Here is a 23,337-nt window from a genome sequence, read left to right as displayed (position 1 = left end):
CTCTTGGCCACCAACACATTCTGCCGAAACGCCAGGTCAAAACACCCAGACACGCTCAATCAAAACGCAACAACCACCAGACGCGGAAAATCGTGCACTATTCACGAGTCAGGCGACCTGCAACACGGCCTTGCCGGCGACCCTGCGCCCCAGCAGGGCCTGCGCGGCCCCGGCGATGTTCTCCCACGAGTCCCGCAGTCCGATCTGCGGATCGATCTCGCAGTCGGCCAGCAGGGTCAGCAGGTAATTGAGATCGGCGTGGAACGGCGCGCGAACGGTGAACGGCTCCAACCGTTTTCGATTACCGATGCGCCGCTCCGCCTCGAAGTTGATCGTGGTGGGTTCATTGGAAGCCATCCCGATGGACTGAACCGAGCCGCCGTCTGACACGAGGCTGAAGGCCTGCGCCAACAACTTTCCGCCGACGTTGTCGAGGACCCCGAACACCGGCTCGGTCACCGCGTCGAGTCCGACCGCCACTTCGGCTGCGCCCAATTCCTGCAGACCTTCGCCGCGCGGCGCGCTGCCGACGGCGGCCACCACGTGGGCGCCGGCCCGGGCTGCCAGTTGTACGGCGAATCGACCGACGCCGCCGGACGCTCCGGTGATCAACACCCGGCGCCCGACGATCGGGCCGAGAGCGCGCAGGGCCTGCAGTGCAGTCACCCCGGCCACCGGAAGAGCCGCGGCGTCCTCGAACTCGACGAACTCGGGCAGCTCGGCCAGATTGTCGGTCGATACGACGCGCCGCTCGGCCCAGCCCGCCTCGCCGGCGAATCCGACGACCCTGGCTCCCACCTGCGGTCCGGAGCCGTCGGCCGCGGCTTGCACCACCACGCCGGCGCTGTCCCAACCCGGGACCTCGCCCGGACGGCGCATCTGGTCGATGAAGTGGAGCTCACCGAAGTTCAGCGCAATCGCGTGCACCGCGATCAGGGCCTGAGATTCGGTGGCTACCGGTTCGGCGACCTCGCCGAACCGGAGATTTGCGGGAGCGTCGGGAGCGTAGACGAGAGCGCGCATGAACGGGCCAACCCGCAACGGTTGGCCGCTATTCCCGGTAGTTCGGCACGACGATTCTCCATCCGCTCAACACCGAGTGAAACCCCGTAATTCCCAAGACAATTACGGGTTTCGTGCCTCATGGCGAGCTATGCCGCGTGGTGCGGGCCGGCGGAGTGTCCGCCGTGGTGGGGTAGGCCGGGGATCAGCATCGGCACCTCGCCGCGGTAGTTCCGGTATGCGTCGCCAAGCGACGCCATCAGATCGTGTTCTTCCAACCGGACCGCGACGAGGATGTAGCCGGTGGTGGCCAGCGAGAAGAGTAGGTGTCCCGCCGTCATCGTCGGGGCGGCCCAGAACGCCACGATGAAGCCGACCATGATCGGGTGCCGCACCACCCGATAGAACAGCGTGCTCCGGAAAGCCAAGTCGCGGTAGGGCTCTCCGCGCCAGGCCAGGTACACCTGCCGCAGCCCGAACAGATCGAAGTGGTTGATCATGAACGTCGACACGAGCACGAGCGCCCAGCCGGCCCAGAACAGGGTCAGCAGCACGTAGCGTCCGGCCGGTGCCCAGACGTGCCAGATGACCTGCGGCATGGTCCGCCATTGCCAGTACAGCAGGCCCAGCAACAGGCTCGACGCCAGGACGTAGGTGCTGCGTTCGATGGACGGCGGCACGATGCGCGTCCACATTCGCTTGAACGCCGGCCGCGCCATCACGCTGTGTTGCACCGCGAACAGGCCGAGCAGGATCAGGTTGACCACCACGGCCTCGCCGATCGATGCGTCGATGCCGTGGTCGACGGTGCGGGGCACCACCACGTTGCCCACGAAGCCGATGGCGTAGAGGAACGAGACCAGGAACACCGCGTAACACAGCGCGCCGTAGCCAAGTGTCAGATAGCGCTTCATCGTGTCCTCCGATTCTCGGAAATGTTCCGGTGCATCGTCCGCACCGGTCGACTTGCGCGCAGCGTCGGGGAAGGCCCTAGACGCGGCCTGGATGGCGAAAGCGAATGATGCGCGGCAGTCTGGCCGCAGCGATGGCGGAGGGGCCGGCAGGCCGCCGGTCCGAAGCGTCACTCCTGGCGCCGCAGCCCCTGGTCACGGCTCCAATATATAACGGAAATCCGCAGGTGGATACGGCTTTATCGGGGGAGTCGTACAGGCACAAATGCCCCTGCACGCTCGGCGTGTCAGGGGCATTTGCGACTGCTGGTGAGGGTTAGGGCGAGCCCTCGGCGATGCGGCGGACGGCGTCGATGAACACGTCGACCTCCTCGAACGTGTTGTAGAACGCGAACGAAGGCCGAACCGTCGCTTCGAGTCCCAGGCGCCGCAGGATGGGCTGGGCACAGTGATGCCCGGCCCGCACCGCGATGCCCTCGGCGTTGAGCGCCTTGCCGACCTCCAACGGTTCGTGCCCGGCCAACACGAAGGACAGCACACTGGCCTTCTCGTCAGCCGTACCTACCAGCCGCACTCCCGGAATGGCCGCCAACCGCGGGGTGGCGTACTCCAGCAGGGCGTGCTCGTAGGCCGCAATCCGTTCGATGCCAATGCGTTCCAGGTACCGGATCGCCTCGCCGAGTCCGACCGCGTCGGCGATGTTGCCGGTGCCCGCCTCGAACTTGTTGGGCGGACCCTGGAACACCGAACGCTCCAGCGTCACGTCCTCGATCATGTTGCCGCCGCCCTGCCACGGCGGGGTTTCGGCGAGCACGTCCTCGCGGCCGTACAGCACCCCGATGCCCGTCGGCCCGAAAATTTTGTGCCCGGAGAACACGAAGAAATCGGCACCGAGTTCGGCGACGTCGATCGGGATGTGCGGGACGGACTGCGCCCCGTCGATCAGCACCCGGGCCCCGTACCGGTGACCGAGTTCGACGATCGTCTTGACCGGCGTGACGGTGCCCAACGCGTTCGAAACATGCGTGGCCGCAACCAGTTTCGTCCGCGGACCCAGCAGATCCTCGAACTCGCTGAGCAGCAGGTTGCCTGCGTCGTCGACCGGAGCGAACTTGATGACCGCGCCGGTCTGCTGCGCAATCAGCTGCCACGGCACGATGTTGGCGTGGTGCTCCAGATGGGTGATGACGATCTCGTCACCCGGGCCCAGATGCTTGCCACCCCACGAGTACGCGACGAGGTTGATGGCCTCGGTCGTGCCACGGACGAAGATGATCTCCTCGGTCTTCGACGCGCCGATGAACCGTCGTACCGCCTCGCGGGCATCCTCGTACGCATCCGTGGCCCGCGCCGCCAACTCGTGCGCCGCGCGGTGGATATTCGAGTTCTCGTGGGCGTAGAAGTGCGCGAGTCGGTCGATGACCGACTGTGGCTTCTGCGTCGTGGCCGCGTTGTCGAACCAGATCAGTGGCTTGCCGTTGACCGTCTCCTTGAGGATCGGGAAATCGGCGCGGATCGCGTGGACGTCGAAGACCTCGTGGTCGTCGGGTAGCGACGGCACGGGCTCGACCGGCTCGGGAGTCGCCGGGGACTGCACGAAGTAGTAATTTCCGGCATCCTCGGACGGCGCCGGGGCTTCGGACCAGCCAAGATCGGGCACCGATGGCACCGTGCCCGGCCACGTCGGCACCGAACCGCGCTGGGGCGGGCGTAGCGACGGGGAAGGGCTGAGGGCGAGGGGAGCTGACGGCGGAGCCGACGCCAGCACTCCCGGCACCGTCGGGACCAGACCCGTCAGGGGCGAGCGAAGCGACGGGGAGAGGTCCGGCACGGCGAACGCCTCCAGCCCGCCGAACGGTGCGACCGGACTCGCCGCGTTACCGCGTGGTGCGACCGGTGCAGTGCCCGGCGGAATCCCTTCCGGCCCAGGCGAACTCGGGGGCGGAACAAACGGCTCGCGGATCGAGACGAACTCGCCCGGTGTGCCCAGGTGTGCCGGGCCGGCCGCAGTGGCGCCCGCGGACGCCGGAGCGATGATATCCGGAGCGACCCCGCGTGGTGCCGCCTGGGTGGTGACCGGCGGGCTGTCCGGACCGGGCCGGAAGCTGGCCGCGAACAGCTGGCTGGCCAGCGCGGACAGTTCGGCCTCGCTCAGTGGTTGGTCACTTGTACTCATGGAAGTGGTCCACTCCGACGTCCTCGAGGACCGCCAGCGCATCGTCGGTGAGTACTGCCAGCGACGAGTACAGCGTGACCAGATAGGACGCGATGGCCGACCGGTTGATACCGGTGAAGCGCACCGACAGCCCCGGGGCCTGTTCACCGACCAGTCCCGGCTGGAACAGGCCGAACACGCCCTGGCGCTCCTCGCCGGTGCGGACCAGGATGAACTTCGTCTTCCCGTCCACGACCGGCACCTTGTCCGATGGGATGATCGGGATGCCGCGCCAGGTGATGAACTGGGCGCCGAACAGGCTGACCACTGGTGGCGGCACGCCGCGACGAGTGGCTTCCCGGCCGAATGCCGCCACCCCGAGCGGGTTGGTCAGGAAGAACGCGGGGGTCTTCCACACCTTGGTGATCAGCGAGTCGAGGTCATCCGGGGTCGGCGTGCCGCGCAGCGTCTGGATGGTCTGCTCGGGGGTGACCTGCGACAGCAACCCGTACTCCGGGTTGTTGATCAGCTCGGACTCCTGGCGTTCCTTGATGGTCTCGATGGTCAGGCGCAGTTGCTGGGCAACCTGGTCGTGCGGGCTCGAGTACAGGTCCGACACCCGAGTGTGTACGTCGAGCAGCGTCGAGATGGAGCGCAACGTGTACTCGCGCGGGCTGGTCTCGTAGTCGACGTAGGTCTCCGGCAGCGGATCCTCGTTGCCCGAACCCTGCTCGGCTGCAATGGCGACCTGCTCGGGGTTGACCACCCGGTTGACGCGGTAGATACCGGCCTCGACGGGCACCCAGCTCAGCAGGTGCAGCAGGAATCGCGGGGTGATGGTCGACAGTTGCGGAACTGTCTTGGTGGCATTGGCAAGCTGCCTTGCGGCGAGATCGCCGAGGGCCTGCGACTCGTTCTGCGCAGACGTCATGGGGCTACCTCCGAGGGGTGGTGGTGGGGATGCGGCGGTCACGATACGGCTTCACGGGGGCCAGCACAGGGTTAGCGCGCATCGCGGTTAAAACCCCGTTTGCCGTGACGATTTCGGCCGTGGCTTTTCTGCGCGGGTGCCGTATGGTAGACGCCATGACCCACGACGGATCGCTGCGCATGCCCATGCGGCGCCGCTTCGTCGTGCCGTGTTGTTGTTGTTGATTTTCTGACGCCGGCCCCCTGCGTTCTGCCCGCCCATCTTCTGGCGGAGCACCTGAACGCGCTGTTCACAGCCTCCAGAAAGCAACACCTGCAATGTTCGCCACTCTGCCCGCCCTGACCTCCATTTCGCCGCTCGCGCGGGCCCGCACCTCCGTCGCGGTCCGCCGTACCGTGCGCCGGGACACCGAGATCACCCGGATGACCCGCTACCGCGGCGGCACGTATTCGCCGACGGTCGACACCGTCGTGTTCACCGACGGGACGACGGCGCGCACCGACCTGATCCGGCTCAACCCGAACATCGACGCGTACTCGCTGGACTTCCTCGGCGTGGCCCCGACCCGGCCCTCCCCGTACCGGCCGGCGAACTGGTCGGCAGTCCCGAACGTGGCGGCCCGCGCCTTTGAAGCCGAGGTGGACTGGATCATCCGCAACTCGTATCCCACCCTGGGCACCGCCGAGCTGAGCCGCCGGGTCCGCGCGACCGGTCACCTGTTGGGTGACGCACACCTGGCCGAGCACGAGGCCATCGCCGCGACGCAGGCCGCGATCTGGCATTTCACCAATGGCCTGCGGCTGGACAACCGCCCGCTCAACGTGCCCGTCGCGGTCACCCCGGAATCGGGCGCCGTCACTTTCGAGTTCGACGGTGCTCCCCAATTGGGCAGCTACACAGTCGAATTGACGATCGACACCGCCGTCTCGCTGGTGCTGCAGAAGTCGGTCGACGGGACGTCGTGGCGCGATGTCGCGGCGTCCGGACTCAATGTGGCCGCCGGCTACGGCCGGCACCGCCGGGGCATCGGCGTCGGGGCCACCGCCTCGGACAGCCGCCCGGGGCGTCAGCCCCGCGGGTACCGCTTCTACCGGCTCCAGGTGCTCGCCGACAGCGGGGCATTCGTCGACATCGAAGACGTGACCTTCACGCTCCACGGGTCCGGCCACTACCGCAATGCCGAACGCGTTGTCGCGCTGTACAACTACCTCGTCGCCGGTGCCGAGACGGCGCGCCGGCTGACAATGGTACCGCGGCTGGTCACCGACCGCGCGGTGGCAGGCGACGTCGTCGGTCCGTTCCGGTTCGAGGCCACCGATGCCGCGACGCTCACCGCAGCGGGCGGCACTCTCGTCGATGCGGCGGGGGAGCCGATCACCACGCCGGTGGTCCCCGGTGGCGACATCTACCTGCGTCCGGCACCGGAGGTCCGACAGGTGACCGTCACCGCGAGTGTGCCTGCGGCACACAACGGTTTCGGCGGCCGAGTCATCACCGGCGTAGCACATGACAGCCGGCTGACGCCTGTCGCGCTCGCCGTGCCGACCCCGACCGTCATCGACTTCGAGCTGACCTTCTAGCGATGATTTCGGCGTGATCGGTCACGCTCATCGCTACGAATCACGCCGAAATCGCAGTCACATCGGTGCGTTCGCGGGCTGGAACACCCCGCTGCTGTCGGCTTCCTCCTCGGCGCGGATCACGTGCACGACGGCATTGATCAGCGCCAGGTGCGTGAACGCCTGCGGGAAGTTGCCGAGGTGCCGGCCGGTACGCGGCTCGATCTCCTCGGCGTACAGATGCAGCGGGCTCGCGAACGACAGCAGTTTCTCGCACAGATGCCGGGCCCGGCTGACCTCGCCGATCTCGACCAGCGCCGACACCAGCCAGAACGAGCAGATGGTGAAAGTGCCTTCCTCGCCGGACAATCCGTCGTCGGTCTCCTCGGTACGGTAGCGCAGCACCAGGCCCTCTTCGGTGAGCTCTTCGGCGATGGCCATCACCGTCGCGCGCACCCGCGGGTCGTCCGCCGGCAGGAACCGGGTGAGAATCGCCAGCAGTAGGGAGGCGTCCAACGCGTCGTCGCCATAGCGCTGGGTGAGCACGCCGCGCTTGTCGACGCCGTGCGCCAGGACGTCGGCCTTGATCTCATCGGCGATGGCGCGCCACTGCTGCGCGTACGACTTTTCCCCTTGCAGCTCAGCAAGTTTGGAGCCACGGTCCAACGCCACCCAGCACATGATCTTGCTGGAGGTGAAGTGCTGCGGTTCGCCGCGCACCTCCCAGATGCCGCGGTCGGGTTCCTTCCAGTGTTTGATCGCTTCTTCCACTTGGTTTTTCAGCACCGGCCAGAGCATCTCGGGAATCTGCTCACGCGACTTGGCGTGCAGATACACCGAGTCGAGCATGGTGCCCCAGATGTCGTGCTGCATCTGGTTGTACGCGCCGTTGCCGATGCGGACGGGCCGTGAGTAGTCGTAGCCGGACAGGTGGTGCAGTTCCTCCTCGACCAGGCTGCGTTCACCCCCGACCCCGTACATCACCTGAAGGGGATGGCGCTCACCGTTGTTCGCACCGGACACGTCGGCTATGAACGAGAAGAAGTCGTCGGCCTCGCGGTCCAGGCCCAGGGTGTACAGGCCCCACAGCGCGAAGGTGGAGTCGCGGATCCACGAGTACCGGTAGTCCCAGTTCCGTTCGCCGTGCGGCGTTTCCGGCAGCGACGTGGTGCTGGCCGCCAGCAGGGCGCCGGTCGGGGAGTAGGTCAGGCCCTTGAGGGTCAGCGCGCTGCGTTGCAGATACGACCGCCAGGGGTGGTCCGGGAAGTCACCGATGTTGATCCATTGGCGCCAGGCCTCGCTGGTCTTCCACATCTTGTCGGCGGCCTCGTCGAAGGTCTGCGGCGCCGGGTGCTTGGACCACGACAGTGCGACGAACACCTTGTCGCCCTCGGTGAGGCGGGTCCGGGCACGGGCCTCGTGGCCCTCGAGGCCGATCCGCAGATTGGTGGTCAGACGCAGCGTGGGGTGTGCTTCGGGGTTTTTGTTGGCCCGGGCGATCGCCTCGCCGTACGCGGCGGCCGAGTACTCCCACGACGCGCTCTCGCGGTGATAGTCGAACGACGGCTCGCAGCTCATGACGAACTCGACGGTGCCGCTGACGCAGCGGACGGTGCGCAGCAGGATGTGTTCGGCGTCCCAGTCCATCGGAGTACGGCGGTGCGTGCGGGAGCGGGTCTCGATGTCATGCCACGGACCCATCACGAGGGCGTCGCGCACGATGGCCCAGCCGGTGTGCGTCTGCCACGTGGTCTCCAGGATCAGTGAGCCCGGCAGGTACCGCCGCGCCGAGGGCACCGTCACTCCGTACGGGGCCAGCCGGAAGTGGCCGGCGCTGCGGTCCAGGATCGAGCCGAACACGCTGGGGGAGTCAGGTCGCGGTACGCACATCCACTCCACCGACCCCGCCGAGGAGATCAGGCAGGTGTTCTCGCAGTCGGAGAGGAACGCGTAGTCTGCGATCGGCGGAAACGGCGTCCGCACGGCTGTCGAGATTGCACCGCCGGTCAACGAATCGTCGCCCGCGGCAGCAAGGTGAGGGACCCCGTGACCGTTCGCCAGGACGTGGCCGGAATCGCTGGACTGTCCCGACTTGTCAGTGTGTGGCAGCACCATCCGCACATCATCGACTGGATCTGCACCTGCCGTCCACCTAACGCCCCGGCGGGGTCCCGCAGATTCAACCCACCGCGATTCGAAACGGCACGCACCGTAGGCTGGAATTGATGAGCGGCATTCTGAATTGGTGGGACGGCGTTGAGCTGTGGCTGTCCGGCCTGTCGTTCGTGCTGCAGACCATCATCGTGATGCCTGTTGTGCTGGCCCTGGCATATGGCCTGGCAGTGCTACTTGACGTGGCTCTGGGCTACACCATCACCCTGCTGCACCGGGCCCGCCACATCGAGGAGGAAGCGCTGTGAACGGACTGCCGCAGTCACGGGTGACGTTGATCCTGGTGCTGCTGGTGGTGCTGGTGATCGTCACGTGGCTGCTGACTCGCTGAGCGGTAGCTGCCAGGCAACCTCTGATATTCTTCCCGCCATGCACGCAGCGTCCGGCACTACCGAGGGTCACATCCTGGCTCTCATTGCCGTGGGTAACCGCGCTGTTGCTGACGTCGCCTGTTGTCGCTGACCCGTTTCCGTCCGCGGTTACTGGGGTCGGCACCGGCTTCTGCTATGCCCACGTGCTGATTCATCACCTTGCCGTGTGACGGAGTAGTTCATCCGTAATCCCGCAAGGAAGGCCCATCAATGCACAAGATCATCAAGAGCTGGCGGCCCGCCACCGCGGTCGCTGCCGTCGCGGTCAGCACTGCCGTGCTCGCCGCCTGCGGTGGCGGAGCGAGCGACGTCGCCGGCGGTGGTGGTGCGCAGTCGGGTGCCGATACCACCCTGACCCTGGTGGCCTATGCCGTGCCGGAGCCCGGCTGGAGCAAGATCATCCCGGCGTTCGCCGCCACCCCCGAAGGCAAGGGCGTCGCTGTCACGACGTCCTACGGTGCCTCCGGCGACCAGTCGCGCAAGGTCGAGTCGGGAGCGCCCGCCGACATCGTCAACTTCTCGGTGGAACCGGACGTCACCCGTCTGGTGAAGGCCGGCAAGGTCAGCAAGGACTGGAACGCCGATGCCACCAAGGGCGTCCCGTTCGGCTCGGTGGTGTCGCTGGTGGTGCGCAAGGGCAACCCCAAGGGCATCAAGGACTGGGACGACCTGCTCAAGCCGGGCATCGAGGTCGTCACCCCGAGCCCGCTGAGCTCGGGTTCGGCCAAGTGGAACCTGCTGGCGCCGTACGCCGCGAAGAGCAACGGGGGCAAGGACGCTCAGGCCGGCCTCGACTACATCCTGCAGTTGGTCACCGAGCACATCAAGACCCGTCCGGGTTCGGGCCGCGAAGCCACCGACCTGTTCCTGCACGGCACCGGTGACGTGCTGATCAGCTACGAGAACGAGGCGATCAACGTCGAGCGTCAGGGCAAGGACGTCCAGCACATCAACCCGCCCCAGACGTTCAAGATCGAGAACCCGGTGGCGGTCGTGACCTCCGGTCCGCACCAGGACAAGGCCAATGCGCTGAAGAACTTCCTCTACACCGCGGAGGGACAGAAGGCGTGGGCGCAGGCCGGGTTCCGTCCGGTCGATCCCGCGGTGAGCGCCGAGTTTGCCAAGGACTTCCCGACCCCGGAGAAGCTGTGGACCATCGCTGATCTCGGTGGATGGAAGACGGTCGATCCGGCGTTGTTCGACAAGGAAAATGGCAGCATTACCAAGATCTACAAGCAGGCCACTGGATGACGACCACGTCCACGTTCGACGGCATCCCGGCCCGGCCCGAGACCCCCAGTAATGGCGGCTCGACCGGGCCGGAGTCCGGCGTGAAGAAGGCGTTCGGCAGCACGTCGTTGCGGGTCGGAGCGGCGAGCATCTGGCTGTCCGTGATCGTGCTCCTGCCGCTGGCCGCCATCCTGGTGCAGTCCGCCCGCGGTGGCTGGGAGTACTTCTGGACCGCCATCACATCGAACTCGGCCGTGGCGTCCTTCCGGGTGACGCTGGAGGTCTCGGCAGCTGTCGCGCTCATCAACCTGGTTTTCGGCCTGCTGGTGGCGTGGGTACTGACCCGGGACGACTTCGTGGGCAAGCGTTTGGTCGACGCGGTCATCGACCTGCCGTTCGCGCTGCCGACCATCGTGGCCAGCCTGGTGATGCTGGCGCTCTACGGCCCGGCCAGTCCGGTGCATCTGCATCTGCAGCACACCAAGTGGGGCATCGGAGTCGCGCTGCTGTTCGTGACACTGCCGTTCGTGGTGCGGTCGGTGCAGCCGGTGCTGCTCGAATTGGACCAGGAGACCGAAGAGGCGGCCGCGTCGCTGGGCGCCAACAACTTCGTGATCTTCACCAAGGTGGTGCTGCCGGCGCTGCTGCCGGCGCTGCTCTCGGGCGCCGGTCTGGCCTTTTCCCGGGCCATCGGTGAGTTCGGTTCGGTGGTGCTCATCGGCGGCGCGGTGCCCGGCGAGACCGAGGTGTCGTCGCAGTGGATCCGCACCCTGATCGAGAACGACGACCCCACCGGTGCGGCCGCGATCTCGATTGTGCTGCTGGTGATCTCGTTCGTGGTGCTGTTCGTGTTGCGGATCATCGGTTCGCGTGCGGCCAAACGTCAGGAGCTGGCCTGATGACAGCCAGCGAGGAGCCGAAGGCGGATCGCGCATGACATTGTCACCGGTGGTTCGCCACCTGGCCCGGTACCTGGCGCTGGCCTACATCACGGTGCTCGTCATCGTGCCCGTCGGCCTGATCCTGTGGCGGACGTTCCAGCCCGGCCTGGGCGAGTTCTTCGCCCAGATCACCACGCCGGCAGCCATTTCCGCGCTGCAACTGACACTGCTGGTCGTCGCCATCGTGGTGCCGCTCAACGTGCTGTTCGGGGTGCCGACCGCATTGGTGTTGGCCCGCAACCGGTTCCGCGGCAAGAGCGTGCTGCAGGCGGTGATCGATCTGCCGTTCGCGGTGTCGCCGGTCGTCGTCGGTGTTGCCTTGATCCTGCTGTGGGGATCGGCGGGTCTGCTCGGATTCGTCGAGCACAGTTGGGGCTTCAAGATCATCTTCGGGTTCCCCGGCATCGTGCTGGCCAGCATCTTCGTCACGGTGCCGTTCGTGATCCGCGAGGTCGAACCGGTGCTGCACGAGCTGGGCACGGACCAGGAAGAGGCGGCCTCCACTCTCGGTGCGCAGTGGTGGCAGACGTTCTGGCGGATCACGCTGCCGTCCATCCGCTGGGGCCTGACGTACGGCATCGTGCTGACCGTCGCCCGCACGCTGGGCGAGTACGGCGCCGTCATCATGGTGTCCTCCAACCTGCCCGGCCAATCTCAGACCCTCACCCTGCTGGTCTCCGATCGGTACAACCGCGGCGCCGAATACGGCGCGTACGCCATGTCGACAGTGCTCATGGCGGTCGCGGTGATCGTGCTGATCGTGCAGGTGATCCTCGACGCCCGGCGTGCCCGGGCGGCACAATAGCTTTCGATAGGAAGAACCGAACATGAGCGACGAGCACAAGCAGGGCAGGACGCCGGCCATCACGGTGCGCGGTGCCAACAAGCGATACGGCGACTTCGCGGCCTTGGACAACGTCGACTTCGACGTGCCCGAGGGGTCGCTGACCGCGTTGCTGGGCCCCAGCGGCTCGGGCAAGTCGACGCTGTTGCGGGCCATCGCCGGGCTCGACACCCCGGACACCGGCACCATCACCATCAAGGGCAACGACGTCACCGGCGTGCCGCCGCAGCGCCGCGGCATCGGTTTCGTCTTCCAGCACTACGCGGCGTTCAAGCACCTCACCGTCCGCGAGAACGTCGCGTTCGGGCTGAAGATCCGCAAGAAGCCCAAGGCGGAGGTCAAGGCCAAGGTCGACGATCTGCTGGAGGTGGTGGGCCTCAGCGGTTTCCAGACGCGCTACCCCAGCCAGCTCTCCGGCGGTCAGCGTCAGCGCATGGCGCTGGCGCGAGCCCTCGCGGTCGACCCCAAGGTGCTGCTGCTCGACGAGCCTTTCGGTGCTCTCGATGCCAAGGTGCGCGACGACCTCCGGGCCTGGCTGCGCCGCCTGCACGACGAGGTGCATGTGACCACGGTGCTGGTCACCCACGACCAGGCCGAAGCGCTCGACGTCGCCGACCGGATCGCGGTGCTCAACAAGGGCCGTATCGAGCAGGTCGGTTCCCCGACCGAGGTCTACGACAGCCCGAGCAATCCGTTCGTGATGTCGTTCCTCGGCGCGGTGTCGACGCTGAACGGGACACTGGTGCGTCCGCACGACATCCGCGTGGGCCGGACCCCCGACATGGCCATCTCCCAGGCCGAGGGCAATGTGGCGGCCACCGGCGTGCTCCGGGCCAAGGTCGACCGAGTTGTCGTGCTGGGCTTCGAGGTTCGCGTAGAGCTGACGACGGCAGCGGACCACACACCCTTCACCGCACAGATCACCCGTGGCGACGCCGAAGCGTTGCGCCTCATCGAGGGCGACACCGTGTACGTCCGTGCGACGCGTATCCCGCCGATCGCGGGCCAGACGCAAGAAGTCGAGGCTGTTCTCGCGCGGGCGTAATCCCGAGGGGTTTTCACCGAGACCGTGCAACCGGACAGACCTGGTTGCACGGTCGTGGTGCTTTAGCGCTGACCCGGACGCCAGAGCGCAAAAGTGCGAGTAGCGAGGACCCTGGGTACACGGTCAACGCCGCTGAATGTCAGATGTACATCGCCGGGTCGATGTAGCTCGTCGGGTCGACGGCGGGCTCGCGTTGCTTCTCCGTACGCGGACGCACGATCGCCGGGATGCCAGTCGCGATCGAGTCGGCCGGAACATCGTGGGTCACAACGGCATTCGCGCCGATGGCGGAGTCGTCGCCGACCAGGATGGGGCCGAGCACCTTCGCGCCGGCGCCCACGGTCACCCGGTTGCCGATGGTGGGGTGGCGCTTGCCCTTGTTGAGGCTACGGCCGCCCAGCGTCACGCCGTGGTAGAGCATGACGTCGTCGCCGATCTCGGTGGTCTCGCCGATCACGACGCCCATGCCGTGGTCGATGAAGAACCGCCGGCCGATGGTCGCCCCTGGGTGGATCTCGATGCCAGTGAGGAAGCGGGTCACCTGGGCCAGCACGCGCGCCGGTCCGCGCCATGCCGGCCGGGCCCACAGTCGGTGGGCCAGGCGGTGCGACCAGATGGCATGCAGGCCCGAATACACCAGGGCGTTCTCGATGTCTCCGCGCCCTGCCGGGTCGTGGCTGCGCGCGTTGTCCAGGTCCTCGCGGAGCCTAGAGAGCAGCGTCATCCTTATCTATTTCCTGTCGCTTCGCTCGCCCGGTCAGTCCCGGATGTGCTCGTACAGCGCCGTGGAGACGTACCGCTCGCCGAAGTCAGGGATGATCACCACGATGAGCTTGCCGGCGTTCTCGGGACGCTTGGCGAGCTCCAGCGCCGCCCACACGTTGGCGCCCGCCGAGATGCCACCCAGAATGCCCTCTTCGGTGCCCAGCGCTCGTGCCACCTCGATGGCGTCCGGGAACGCGACGTCGATGATCTCGTCGTACACGGAGCGGTCCAGTACCTCGGGGACGAAGTTCGCGCCGAGTCCCTGAATCTTGTGCGGTCCGGCCTGACCGCCGGTGAGGATGGGGGAGTCGACGGGCTCGACGCCGACAATCTGCACGTCCGGCTTGCGGCTCTTGAGAACGTGCCCGACGCCGGTCAGGGTGCCGCCGGTGCCGATGCCGGCGACGAAGATGTCGACCCGACCGTCCGTGTCGGCCCAGACCTCTTCGGCGGTCGTCTGCTCGTGGATCGCGGGGTTGGCCGGGTTGGCGAACTGGTCGGCGGCCACGGAGTTCGGGGTCTCGGACAGAATCTGCTTGGCCTTGGCGACCGCGCCGGCCATGCCCTCGGCGCCCGGCGTCAGCACGATCTCGGCGCCGTATGCGCGCAACATCACCCGGCGTTCCAGGGACATGGTCTCCGGCATGGTCAGGATGACCCTGTAGCCGCGGGCCGCGCCGACGAGGGCCAGGGCGATGCCGGTGTTGCCGCTGGTGGCCTCGACGATGGTGCCACCGGGCTTGAGCTCGCCGGACTTCTCCGCGGCGTCGACGATCGCCACGCCGATGCGGTCCTTCACGCTGTTGGCGGGGTTGTAGAACTCCAGCTTGGCGACGACCTCGGCACCAGCGCCCTCGGTCAACCGATTGAGCCGGACCAGCGGGGTGCGCCCGACCAATTCGGTGACATTGGCGTAGATCTTGCCCATCGACAACCTCTCGTCATACGCAAGCTCACCGCGTAGGCGGGCTCGCAAGGGACCTGCTGGTGAAATTGTGGGTGCCCCACGCGGCACCGTGGTGTCGCGCACGACCGTCACGCCGCGACTGGCACCTGCCGAATCTGCTGAATAGCAGGTGTTCCGTCAAGGGTTTCGATCATCACAAAATCTATCTGCTTGGGACAACGCGTTACCCACGGGTGGGTATTTCACACCTCGATGCGGGACCCCAGCACGACCGTGCGGTCGAGAGGCAGCTGGAAGTAGGCTGCGGCGTCGGATGTGATGTACGACGTACCGATGAAAAGCCTTGTCCGCCATGGGGCCATCGACGGCTCCTTGCCCATCACCAGATCGACCTTGGACAGGAAGTAGGTCGCGCCCGCCAGATCCAGCGGACCTTCCGTGAGGGCCGAGTCGAGCAGTGCCAGCGCGGCGGGCACGTCGGGCCGGTCCATGTATCCGTAGGTGGCGGTGACGTGGATGATGCCGTCGTCGCTGTGGCCCAGATCATCGACCGCCACTCGGCCGCTATCGGGGACCCTCGGTACCGTCGCTGTCACCAGGGACAACACCACCACGTGCTCGTGCAGCATGCGGTTGTACTTCACATTGGCGCGCATGGCCAGCGGCGCGGTTTCGATACCGCGGTTGAGGAACACCGCGGTGCCCGGCACCCGGGTCAGCGGCGGATCGCTGGTGACGATCGATTCGACGAACTGGCGCAGCGGCCCTTCGACCTCGTCGCGGGCCCGGGTGACCACCGCGCGGCCTTCCTGCCACGTGGTCATCACCGTGAACGTGATCAACCCGATCAGCAACGGCAGCCAGGCACCGTGAACGAGCTTCGTCATGTTCGCGGCCAGGAACAGCAGGTCCACGGTGAGGAGCGGAGCCCCGATCGCGATCACCGACCACAGCGGCCAGTTCCACCTGGCGCGCGCGATGTTGAGGAACAGCAGGGTGGTGATGGTGATGGTCCCGGTGACCGCCATTCCGTAGGCGTAGCCCAGCGCCGCCGAGCTGCGGAAGGCGAAGACCAGGGTCAGCACCGCGACCAACAGCATGGTGTTGATCCAGGGCACGTAGATCTGGCCCATGGTCGATGCCGACGTGTGCAGGATCCGCAGCCGCGGCAGGTAGCCCAGGTGGGCGGCCTGCGCAGCGACGGAGAACGCTCCGGTGATCACCGCCTGCGACGCGATCACAGTGGCCGCCGTGGCCAGGAGCACCATCGGAAGCCGGCCCCACTCGGGCGTCAGGAGAAAGAACGGGGCGTCGTGCACGGTCGGGTTCTGCAGCAGGAGCGCGCCCTGCCCGAAGTAGTTCAGCATGCATGCCGGGAAGACCAGCAGCAGCCAGGCGATGGTGATCGGCTTGCGACCGAAATGGCCCATGTCGGCGTACAGGGCCTCGGCGCCCGTCACCGAGAGCACGACGGCGGCCAGCGCGAAGAACGCGATGCCGAAATGGCCCGCCATGAACCCCAGCGCGTACATCGGGTTCAGCGCGCGCAGAATCTCGGGTTCTCTGGCGATCCCGGCGACACCACACGCGCCGATCACCGTGAACCACAGGATCATCACCGGGCCGAAGAACCTGCCGACGACGGCGGTCCCTTGCCGTTGGACGCTGAACAGCGCCATGATGATCACCGCGGTGATCGGCACCACCCAATCGGCCAGACCCGGGTCGATGGTTTTCGCGCCCTCGACGGCAGACAGCACCGAGATCGCCGGGGTGATCATCGAGTCACCGAAAAATAGTGCGGCGCCGAGAATTCCGAGCGCGGCGAGGGTTGTCGCGGTGCGCTTACCGAGCTTGTTCGAGGATCGTTTCACCAGCGTGATCAGCGCCATGACGCCGCCCTCGCCGTCGTTGTCGGCCCGCATCACCAAGCTGACGTACGTGATCGTGACGATCAGCATCACCGACCAGAACACGAGGGAGACGACGCCGTAGATGTTGTCTCGGCTGATCGGCACCGGATGAGGGTCATCGGGGTTGAACAGCGTCTGCATGGTGTAGATCGGGCTCGTCCCGATGTCACCGAAGACGACGCCCAGCGCGCTGACGGCAAGGCCCGCTCCCAGCCCGCTCCGACCGGTGTCGGGGTGTGTGCCCACGCGCGGTGCCTCCTTGGTCCGGATCGTTGGTCGACGGTCCGGATCGTAGGCGACGTAGACGTGGTGTGCGATCAGGTTCGAACCGCGCGGGACCGCCGGTTGCGCCGGTTGGCGCGTCGGCACATCAGTAGGACCGACGCCGGCAGCGCCATCATCGACAGCAGTTGCAGCAGGTCAGACATGAGTCGTCCCAGAGATTCGCATGAGCGAGAGTCAACCGGCGCCATTGCTGCGATGCCACGATCTATACGAAATCCATACGGCGACGGCCGCGGTCTTGCCGGAATTCGGCCGGCTTCGGGCTACGCGGCGTGCCGAGCGGCGACGATGTCGTCGAATCGGTCCAGTATGGTTTCGGCGACCAGGCGGTGCGGGCCTAGTGGCTGGGCCATGGGAATCTGTTGTGCTGCAGCGAATTCGGCGACCCGGTCGGTGATGCGGCCGTGGGCCAGGAACCAGGGTGCGATGACCAGCCGCGTCGCGCCTTGATCCAGGAGCAGCTCAGTGGCTTCGGCCAGGTTGGCTTGTGGCCCGGTCGCGAACGCCGTCGTCGCTTGCCAGTGGGTGCCGGCGGTCAGGCCGGTGGCCACGGCGCCGGTGCGGGTGTTGGCGGCGGCTGAGGACGAGCCGACGGCGGTGACCAGGACGCCGACGCTCGAGTCGAGCCGGGACACCCCGGAATGGGTGAGCCGTTGGCTGAGCACGTGGATCAGCCGGTCGTCCTCACCGAGTACGTCGGCCTGGCGTACGGCGGGATTGGCGTCGGCGATCATTGCGGGGATGTCGATGCGGGCGTGATAGGCGTCGGCCAGCAGTAGCGGCACCACCACACCGCCGGTGGGAGAGTCGGCGAGCACATCGCGTAGATTCGGCGAATTCTGTTCGCAGAACGCCACTGTGACGTCGACGTCGCGCCGCAAGGTGGCCACTGTACGGGCCACCTCGCGGGCGTTCGCCGCGGACCGCGGGTCGGCACTGCCGTGCGCGGTGAGGATCAGTTGCACCAGAAACTCAGGACGCGTGCAGACCGCATTCGGTCTTGGCCAGACCGGCCCAGCGGCCACTGCGGGGGTCGGCGCCCTCGACCGGCTTCTGGGTGCACGGTGCGCAGCCGATGGACGGATAGCCTTCGTCGACAAGGGGATTGACCAGAATGCCGTTGGCTTCGATATAGGCCTGCATCTGCTCGTCGGTCCACGCGGCGATCGGGTTGATCTTCACCAGACCGAACGCCTCGTCGAAACTGATGAGCGGAGCGTTGGCGCGGGTGGGCGCCTCGACCCGGCGGATACCGGTGACCCAGGCCGAGTAGCCCTTGAGCGCCTTGGACAGTGGCTGCACTTTGCGCAGGCTGCAGCACCGGGCGGGGTCGCTGGCGAACAGGTCCTTGCCCACCAGTGCGTCCTGCTCGGCGACGGTGTGTTCGGGGGTCACGTTCACCACGTTCACGCCGTACACGGCCTCGACGGCGTCACGGGTGCCGATGGTCTCTGCGAAGTGGTAGCCGGTGTCCAGGAACAGCACGTCGACGCCGGGGTGGACCTTGGCGGCCATTTCGACCAGCACCGCGTCCTGCATGTTGGAAGCCACGACGTACTGGCCGGAGAAATTGTCCTCGACCCAGCGCAGCAGTTCCTCGGCGCTGGCGTCGGCCAGTTCCACGGCACCGCGTTCGGCGAGCGCCTTCAGGTCATCGACGGACATGGCTGTGGTGTCTTTGGTCATCTCAACTCCGCTTCGTCGGCCCGAATGGCCCACTGGGCGAAACGCTCGCCGGCCTCGCGTTGTTTCATGAAGTTGCGGACGACACGGTCGATGTAGTCGCCGAGCTCGGTGGCCAGCACCTTGTGCTGACGCAGCTTGCGGCCGAAACCGCTGTCCAGGCCCAGGCTGCCGCCCAGATGCACCTGGAAGCCCTCTTCGGGACCGTTGCCATCGTCGATCATCTGTCCCTTGAAGCCGATGTCGGCGATCTGGATGCGCGCGCACGAGTTCGGGCAGCCGTTGAGGTTGATCGTCACCGGGACGTCGAGTTCGGCGTTCAGGTCGGCCAGGCGCGCCTCGAGTTCGGGCACCAGGGTCTGGGCGCGGACGCGGGTCTCGGCGAACGACAGCTTGCAGTACTCGATACCGGTGCAGGCCATCAGGTTCTTACGCCAGTGCGACGGCCGGGTCTGCAGGCCCAGCGCGTCCAGGCCGGCGATCAGGTCCTCGACCTTGTCATCGGGGACGTCGAGGATGATCAGCTTCTGGTACGGGGTCAGCCGGATCCGGTCCGAGCCCGCGGCCTCGGCCAGGTCGGCGACCTGGGTCAAGATGGTGCCCGAGGAGCGGCCGGCGATGGCCGCGACACCGACAGCGTTGAGGCCGTTCTTGAGCTTCTGCACGCCGACGTGATCGATGGTGTGCGGGACCTGCTCCGGGGCGGGCCCGTCGATGAGTTTGCGGCCCAGGTACTCGGTTTCGAGAACGTCCCGGAATTTTTCGACGCCCCAGTCCTTGATCAGGAACTTCAGCCGGGCCTTGGAGCGCAGGCGGCGGTAGCCGTAGTCGCGGAAGACTTTGGTGATGGCTTCCCAGACATCGGGCACCTCGGCCAGCGGCACCCAGGCGCCGAGGCGCTGGGCGAGCATCGGGTTGGTGGACAGGCCACCGCCGACCCAGATGTCCAGACCGGGTCCGTGCTCGGGGTGGTTGACGCCGATGAACGCGATGTCGTTGATCTCGTGGGCGACGTCCTGCAGACCGGAGATGGCGGTCTTGTACTTGCGGGGCAGGTTGGAGAACTCGGGGTTGCCGATGTAGCGGCGGACGATTTCGTCGACGGCCCAGCTGGGGTCGAGCACCTCGGTGAGGGACTCACCCGACAGGGGCCCACCGAGCACCACGCGCGGGCAGTCGCCGCACGCTTCGGTGGTCTGCAGGCCGACCGATTCGAGGCGACGCCAGATCTCCGGCACGTCCTCGATCCGGATCCAGTGGTACTGGATGTTTTCGCGGTCGGTGATGTCGGCGCTGTCTTGGGCGAACTCGGTCGAGATTTCGCCGATGGTCCGCAGCGCCGCGCGAGTGAGGGCGCCGCCGTCGCAGCGCACCCGCATCATGAAATACGGGGCCTCGAGCATGTCGGCGTTGTCATCGCCGGTGAAGGTGCCGTCATAGCCCTGCTCGCGCTGGGTGTACAGACCCATCCAGCGGTAGCGCCCACGCAGATCGTCCTTGCTGATGGACTCGAAACCCTGCTTGGAATGGACATCGATGATGCGTTGCCGCACGTTCAGCGCGTCGTCTTCGAGCTTGAACACCTCATTGGCATTGAGCGGCTCACGATTGCCCAGCGCCCACTGGCCTTCATCGCGGGTCTTGGCGGGTTTAGCTGTTGTCACGGGGATGGTTTCCTTCGCACAAGAGCAGGCGTCGGATCACGCGTACACCGGGGCTGTCCGGCACTGCCGATCCTGTGCCGGCTGAAAAGAATCTGGTGGTCAGAGCTACGGCATTTAGGCGGGCATCAAGGCAGACAGCAACAGCTGCATACGCGCTTGAAGTCGACATGCCGCCGCATTACCAATGCGGAACCGAGGGCGCGGTTGAGGCTGGCGGACACCCGGCCATTCTGCCACGAACAGGGCATTCGGCCTAACTGGGCCAGATTCGGAATCAGCGCGAACAAAAAACTATCCCGTCGCTTCCGCTCGCCCAGGTCTGCTGGCTGCCGGGCTGCGGACATAACGCGCCGGTCGCGCGGTGCGACACTTGTCTGATGACAGCTGCCGACACCAGCCGCACCGGGCCGTTCGGCATCTATATCCACGTACCGTTCTGCGCGACCCGCTGCGGATACTGCGATTTCAACACCTATACCGCCGGTGAGCTGGGCGGAGCCAATCCGGAGGGCTGGCTGGCCGCGCTGCGCACCGAATTGTCGATGGCCGGTGCCCAGGTGGACCTGCCGGTCGACACGGTGTTCGTCGGCGGCGGCACGCCCTCGCTGCTGGGTGGCTCCGGACTGCGCGCGGTGCTCGACGCGGTGCGGAAAAATTTCCGCCTCAATCCCGGCGCCGAGGTCACCACCGAATCCAACCCGGAGTCGACGTCGCCCCGGTTCTTCACCGAGTTGCTGGAGGCGGGCTACACCCGGGTTTCCCTGGGCATGCAGTCCACGGCGCCGCACGTGCTGGCGGCACTGGACCGGACCCATTCCGCGGGCCGCGCCCCGGCTGCGGCGCGGGAAGCCCTGGCAGCCGGGTTCGCGCACGTCAACCTCGACCTCATCTACGGCACACCGGGGGAGTCCGACGACGATCTGCGCCGATCCGCGGACGCGGCCATCGACGCCGGTGTCGACCACGTGTCGGCCTATGCGCTGATCGTGGAGGACGGCACCGCGCTCGCCCGGCGGGTGCGGCGCGGCGAGATCCTCGCGCCCGACGACGACGTGCTCGCCGCCCGCTACGAGCTGCTGGACGCGCACCTCAGCCAAGCCGGGCTGCACTGGTACGAGGTGTCGAACTGGAGCCGCCCCGGCGGCGAATGCCGGCACAACCTGGGCTACTGGGACGGCGGCCAGTGGTGGGGTGCCGGACCGGGCGCGCATGGGTTCGTCGGGGCCCGACGGTGGTGGAATGTCAAGCACCCCAACGCTTATGCCGAGGCGCTGGGCGACGGCCGGCTGCCGGTCGCGGACTTCGAGGAATTGGACGACGCCACCCGGCATGTCGAGGACGTCATGTTGCGGTTGCGGCTGCGTTCCGGTTTGCCGGTGGCGGTGCTCACCCCCGCTGAGCGGGATCGGGCGCATGAGGCGGTGGCCGACGGCCTCGTGGCGGTCACCGACGACCGTCTGGTGTTGACCGATCCCGGTCGCTTGTTGGCCGACGCCGTGGTGCGCACCGTCTTGGACTGAGCTGCTGCGAGCGCGGAAGCAAAAGCAGGCGCTGGGGCATGAATCACAGGGGCGGGCGATGTTTTTTTGGTGAGGTTAGGCTAAATTAACTTTCGTGACTGCTGAAGCTCTCGACGCGGCGTCGGTGACGCGAATTGCCTTGCCCGCCGATGTCTCCCCGGCCGATCTGATCGCGCAACTGGCAGCCGAACTACCGGAGCGCTCGGGCGCCGACTACGTCGGTTACGAGCATTCGGGCGAGTGGGTGCTGGCCATCGGAGTGCGCACCGCCATCGAACTCGATTGTGACGAGTTGCGGATCGTCGGCGCCGGCGGCGCGGTCACTCGCCAGCTGTGGGGCGGCCGGCCCGGAGAGGTTCTCGGCGACGCCGTCGATCGGCTGCTCCTGGAGACCGACCGGCTGTTCGGTTGGGTCGCTTTCGAATTCGGCGCGTACCGGTTCGGGCTGCAACAACGTCTCCCGGCGGGCACTCCGCTGGCGCGGGTCTTCAGCGCGCGGACCCAGGTGGCCGTCACCGGCGGTGAGGTGCGCGTGTCAGGCGACGGGGACGTCGCCGTCGAGACTTTGAATCGGCTGCTGCAGCAGCCGATTCCAGCAGCCGGGGCCACCCGTGCCGTCGACGTGAGGGTCGACGGCAGTGACTACCCGGCGCGGGTGGCCGCGGCGGTCGCCGAGATCGTTGCCGGCGACTACCAGAAGGTGATCCTGTCGCGCCGATTCGAGGTGCCGTTCGCGGTCGACTTCCCCGCGACATACCGCGTGGGCCGGGCGAACAACACCCCGGTACGGTCATTCCTGTTGCGGCTGGGCGGGATTCGCGCGCTGGGCTTCAGTCCGGAGCTGGTGGCCGCGGTGCGTGCCGACGGTGCCGTGATCACCGAACCGCTGGCCGGGACCCGGGCCTTCGGCCGCGGCCCGGATCACGACCGCGCGGCCCGCGAGGACTTGGAATCGAACTCGAAAGAGATTGTCGAGCATGCGATTTCGGTACGCAGTTCGCAGGAGGAGATAGCCGAGGTGGCCAAGGCCGGCACCACCGTCGTCAGCGATTTCATGACGGTACGCGAGCGCGGCAGCGTTCAGCACCTCGGTTCGACCGTATCTGGGCAGTTGTCGGAACAGATGACCCGGATGCATGCGCTGGAGGCGCTCTTCCCGGCGGTGACCGCCTCCGGAATCCCCAAGGCCGAGAGTGTCGAAGCGATCATGCGGCTCGACGAGTCACCGCGTGGCCTGTACTCCGGCGCGGTCGTGATGTTCAGCGCCGACGGCGGCATGGACGCGGCACTGACGTTGCGGTCGGCCTATGAGGCGGATGGTCACACGTGGCTGCGGGCCGGCGCCGGGATCATCGCCGAGTCGACTCCGGAACGTGAGTTCGAGGAGACGTGCGAGAAGCTGACGACGCTCGCGCCGTATCTGGTGCCTCGCAGCTGAC

The 23,337-nt window shown here is 66.8% G+C and carries 21 protein-coding genes; 9 read left to right on the top strand and 12 right to left on the bottom strand.

The window, feature by feature from the left end; genetic code table 11:
* Positions 1-108: 108 nt before the first annotated feature.
* The 4 genes from AC3WTE_RS20650 to AC3WTE_RS20635 form a co-directional block, all read right to left on the bottom strand.
* Complete coding sequence (locus AC3WTE_RS20650) at positions 109-1,023, bottom strand: zinc-binding dehydrogenase (RefSeq protein WP_492440465.1); 915 nt, start codon at positions 1,021-1,023, stop codon at positions 109-111.
* A gap of 128 nt (positions 1,024-1,151) precedes the next feature.
* Complete coding sequence (gene mddA / locus AC3WTE_RS20645) at positions 1,152-1,916, bottom strand: methanethiol S-methyltransferase (protein ID WP_492440463.1); 765 nt, start codon at positions 1,914-1,916, stop codon at positions 1,152-1,154.
* Between the two features lie 313 nt (positions 1,917-2,229).
* Entirely contained in the window at positions 2,230-4,089 is a 1,860-nt protein-coding gene (locus AC3WTE_RS20640) for a family 2A encapsulin nanocompartment cargo protein cysteine desulfurase (protein ID WP_492440461.1), read from the bottom strand.
* On the bottom strand, positions 4,076-4,999 hold the full coding sequence (locus AC3WTE_RS20635) for a family 2A encapsulin nanocompartment shell protein (RefSeq protein WP_492440459.1): 924 nt from the start codon (positions 4,997-4,999) through the stop codon (positions 4,076-4,078). Before AC3WTE_RS20635 ends, AC3WTE_RS20640 begins: the two co-directional genes overlap by 14 nt.
* Positions 5,000-5,337: 338 nt before the next feature.
* Here AC3WTE_RS20635 and AC3WTE_RS20630 point away from each other — a divergent pair, with 338 nt between their 5' ends.
* Positions 5,338-6,579, top strand: a complete 1,242-nt coding sequence (locus AC3WTE_RS20630; RefSeq protein ID WP_492440475.1) for a thioester domain-containing protein — start codon at positions 5,338-5,340, stop codon at positions 6,577-6,579.
* Positions 6,580-6,636: 57 nt separating this feature from the next.
* On the opposite strand, the gene AC3WTE_RS20625 is transcribed toward AC3WTE_RS20630, so the two are convergent.
* A complete protein-coding gene (locus tag AC3WTE_RS20625; protein WP_492440457.1) occupies positions 6,637-8,673 on the bottom strand; it encodes a glycoside hydrolase family 15 protein in 2,037 nt (678 codons plus the stop codon).
* Positions 8,674-8,783: 110 nt separating this feature from the next.
* Between AC3WTE_RS20625 and AC3WTE_RS20620 the strand changes: the two genes are divergently transcribed.
* The 6 genes from AC3WTE_RS20620 (at position 8,784) to AC3WTE_RS20595 (ending at position 13,161) form a co-directional block, all read left to right on the top strand.
* The gene (locus tag AC3WTE_RS20620; RefSeq protein WP_492440455.1) at positions 8,784-8,978 is read left to right on the top strand and encodes a hypothetical protein; all 195 of its coding nucleotides are present in this window, start codon (positions 8,784-8,786) and stop codon (positions 8,976-8,978) included.
* Positions 8,890-9,192 (top strand): Ms4533A family Cys-rich leader peptide, encoded by a 303-nt coding sequence (locus AC3WTE_RS20615; protein ID WP_492440454.1) that lies wholly within the window; start codon positions 8,890-8,892, stop codon positions 9,190-9,192. The genes AC3WTE_RS20620 and AC3WTE_RS20615 overlap by 89 nt, the downstream gene beginning before the upstream one ends.
* 119 nt (positions 9,193-9,311) lie before the next feature.
* Positions 9,312-10,352 (top strand): sulfate ABC transporter substrate-binding protein, encoded by a 1,041-nt coding sequence (locus tag AC3WTE_RS20610; protein WP_492440452.1) that lies wholly within the window; start codon positions 9,312-9,314, stop codon positions 10,350-10,352.
* Entirely contained in the window at positions 10,349-11,230 is an 882-nt protein-coding gene (gene cysT / locus AC3WTE_RS20605; RefSeq protein ID WP_492440450.1) for a sulfate ABC transporter permease subunit CysT, read from the top strand. The genes AC3WTE_RS20610 and cysT overlap by 4 nt, the downstream gene beginning before the upstream one ends.
* A gap of 34 nt (positions 11,231-11,264) precedes the next feature.
* Complete coding sequence (gene cysW / locus AC3WTE_RS20600; protein ID WP_492440448.1) at positions 11,265-12,077, top strand: sulfate ABC transporter permease subunit CysW; 813 nt, start codon at positions 11,265-11,267, stop codon at positions 12,075-12,077.
* A 22-nt stretch (positions 12,078-12,099) separates the two neighbouring features.
* Positions 12,100-13,161 carry a sulfate/molybdate ABC transporter ATP-binding protein gene (locus AC3WTE_RS20595; RefSeq protein ID WP_459369113.1) on the top strand — a complete coding sequence of 354 codons (1,062 nt, stop codon included), beginning with the start codon at positions 12,100-12,102 and terminating at the stop codon, positions 13,159-13,161.
* 139 nt (positions 13,162-13,300) lie between these two features.
* Here AC3WTE_RS20595 and epsC read toward each other — a convergent pair whose 3' ends face one another.
* The 7 genes from epsC to AC3WTE_RS20560 all read right to left on the bottom strand — a co-directional run bounded on the left by epsC (position 13,301) and on the right by AC3WTE_RS20560 (position 20,626).
* Positions 13,301-13,885, bottom strand: a complete 585-nt coding sequence (gene epsC / locus AC3WTE_RS20590) for a serine O-acetyltransferase EpsC (RefSeq protein WP_459369114.1) — start codon at positions 13,883-13,885, stop codon at positions 13,301-13,303.
* A 33-nt stretch (positions 13,886-13,918) separates the two neighbouring features.
* Positions 13,919-14,854, bottom strand: a complete 936-nt coding sequence (gene cysK, locus AC3WTE_RS20585) for a cysteine synthase A (protein ID WP_459369115.1) — start codon at positions 14,852-14,854, stop codon at positions 13,919-13,921.
* Between the two features lie 221 nt (positions 14,855-15,075).
* Complete coding sequence (locus AC3WTE_RS20580; protein ID WP_492440446.1) at positions 15,076-16,992, bottom strand: potassium transporter Kup; 1,917 nt, start codon at positions 16,990-16,992, stop codon at positions 15,076-15,078.
* A 302-nt stretch (positions 16,993-17,294) separates the two neighbouring features.
* Positions 17,295-17,996, bottom strand: a complete 702-nt coding sequence (locus AC3WTE_RS20575) for a sirohydrochlorin chelatase (RefSeq protein ID WP_492440444.1) — start codon at positions 17,994-17,996, stop codon at positions 17,295-17,297.
* Positions 17,997-18,003: 7 nt separating this feature from the next.
* Entirely contained in the window at positions 18,004-18,717 is a 714-nt protein-coding gene (locus AC3WTE_RS20570; protein WP_492440442.1) for a phosphoadenylyl-sulfate reductase, read from the bottom strand.
* Complete coding sequence (locus AC3WTE_RS20565) at positions 18,714-20,378, bottom strand: nitrite/sulfite reductase (RefSeq protein WP_492440440.1); 1,665 nt, start codon at positions 20,376-20,378, stop codon at positions 18,714-18,716. The genes AC3WTE_RS20570 and AC3WTE_RS20565 overlap by 4 nt, the downstream gene beginning before the upstream one ends.
* Before the next feature lie 125 nt (positions 20,379-20,503).
* A complete protein-coding gene (locus tag AC3WTE_RS20560) occupies positions 20,504-20,626 on the bottom strand; it encodes an Ms4527A family Cys-rich leader peptide (RefSeq protein WP_492440473.1) in 123 nt (40 codons plus the stop codon).
* A gap of 129 nt (positions 20,627-20,755) precedes the next feature.
* On the opposite strand from AC3WTE_RS20560, the gene hemW reads away from it, so the two are divergent.
* Both hemW and AC3WTE_RS20550 read left to right on the top strand, forming a co-directional pair.
* Positions 20,756-21,898, top strand: a complete 1,143-nt coding sequence (gene hemW, locus AC3WTE_RS20555; RefSeq protein WP_492440438.1) for a radical SAM family heme chaperone HemW — start codon at positions 20,756-20,758, stop codon at positions 21,896-21,898.
* 94 nt (positions 21,899-21,992) lie between these two features.
* Positions 21,993-23,336 (top strand): salicylate synthase, encoded by a 1,344-nt coding sequence (locus AC3WTE_RS20550; protein WP_492440436.1) that lies wholly within the window; start codon positions 21,993-21,995, stop codon positions 23,334-23,336.
* The last annotated feature ends 1 nt before the right edge of the window (position 23,337 follow it).

The sequence above is a fragment of the Mycobacterium sp. FW102-FHT13B02 genome (genome assembly GCF_058790275.1).
This window is presented reverse-complemented; position numbering and strand designations above follow the sequence as displayed.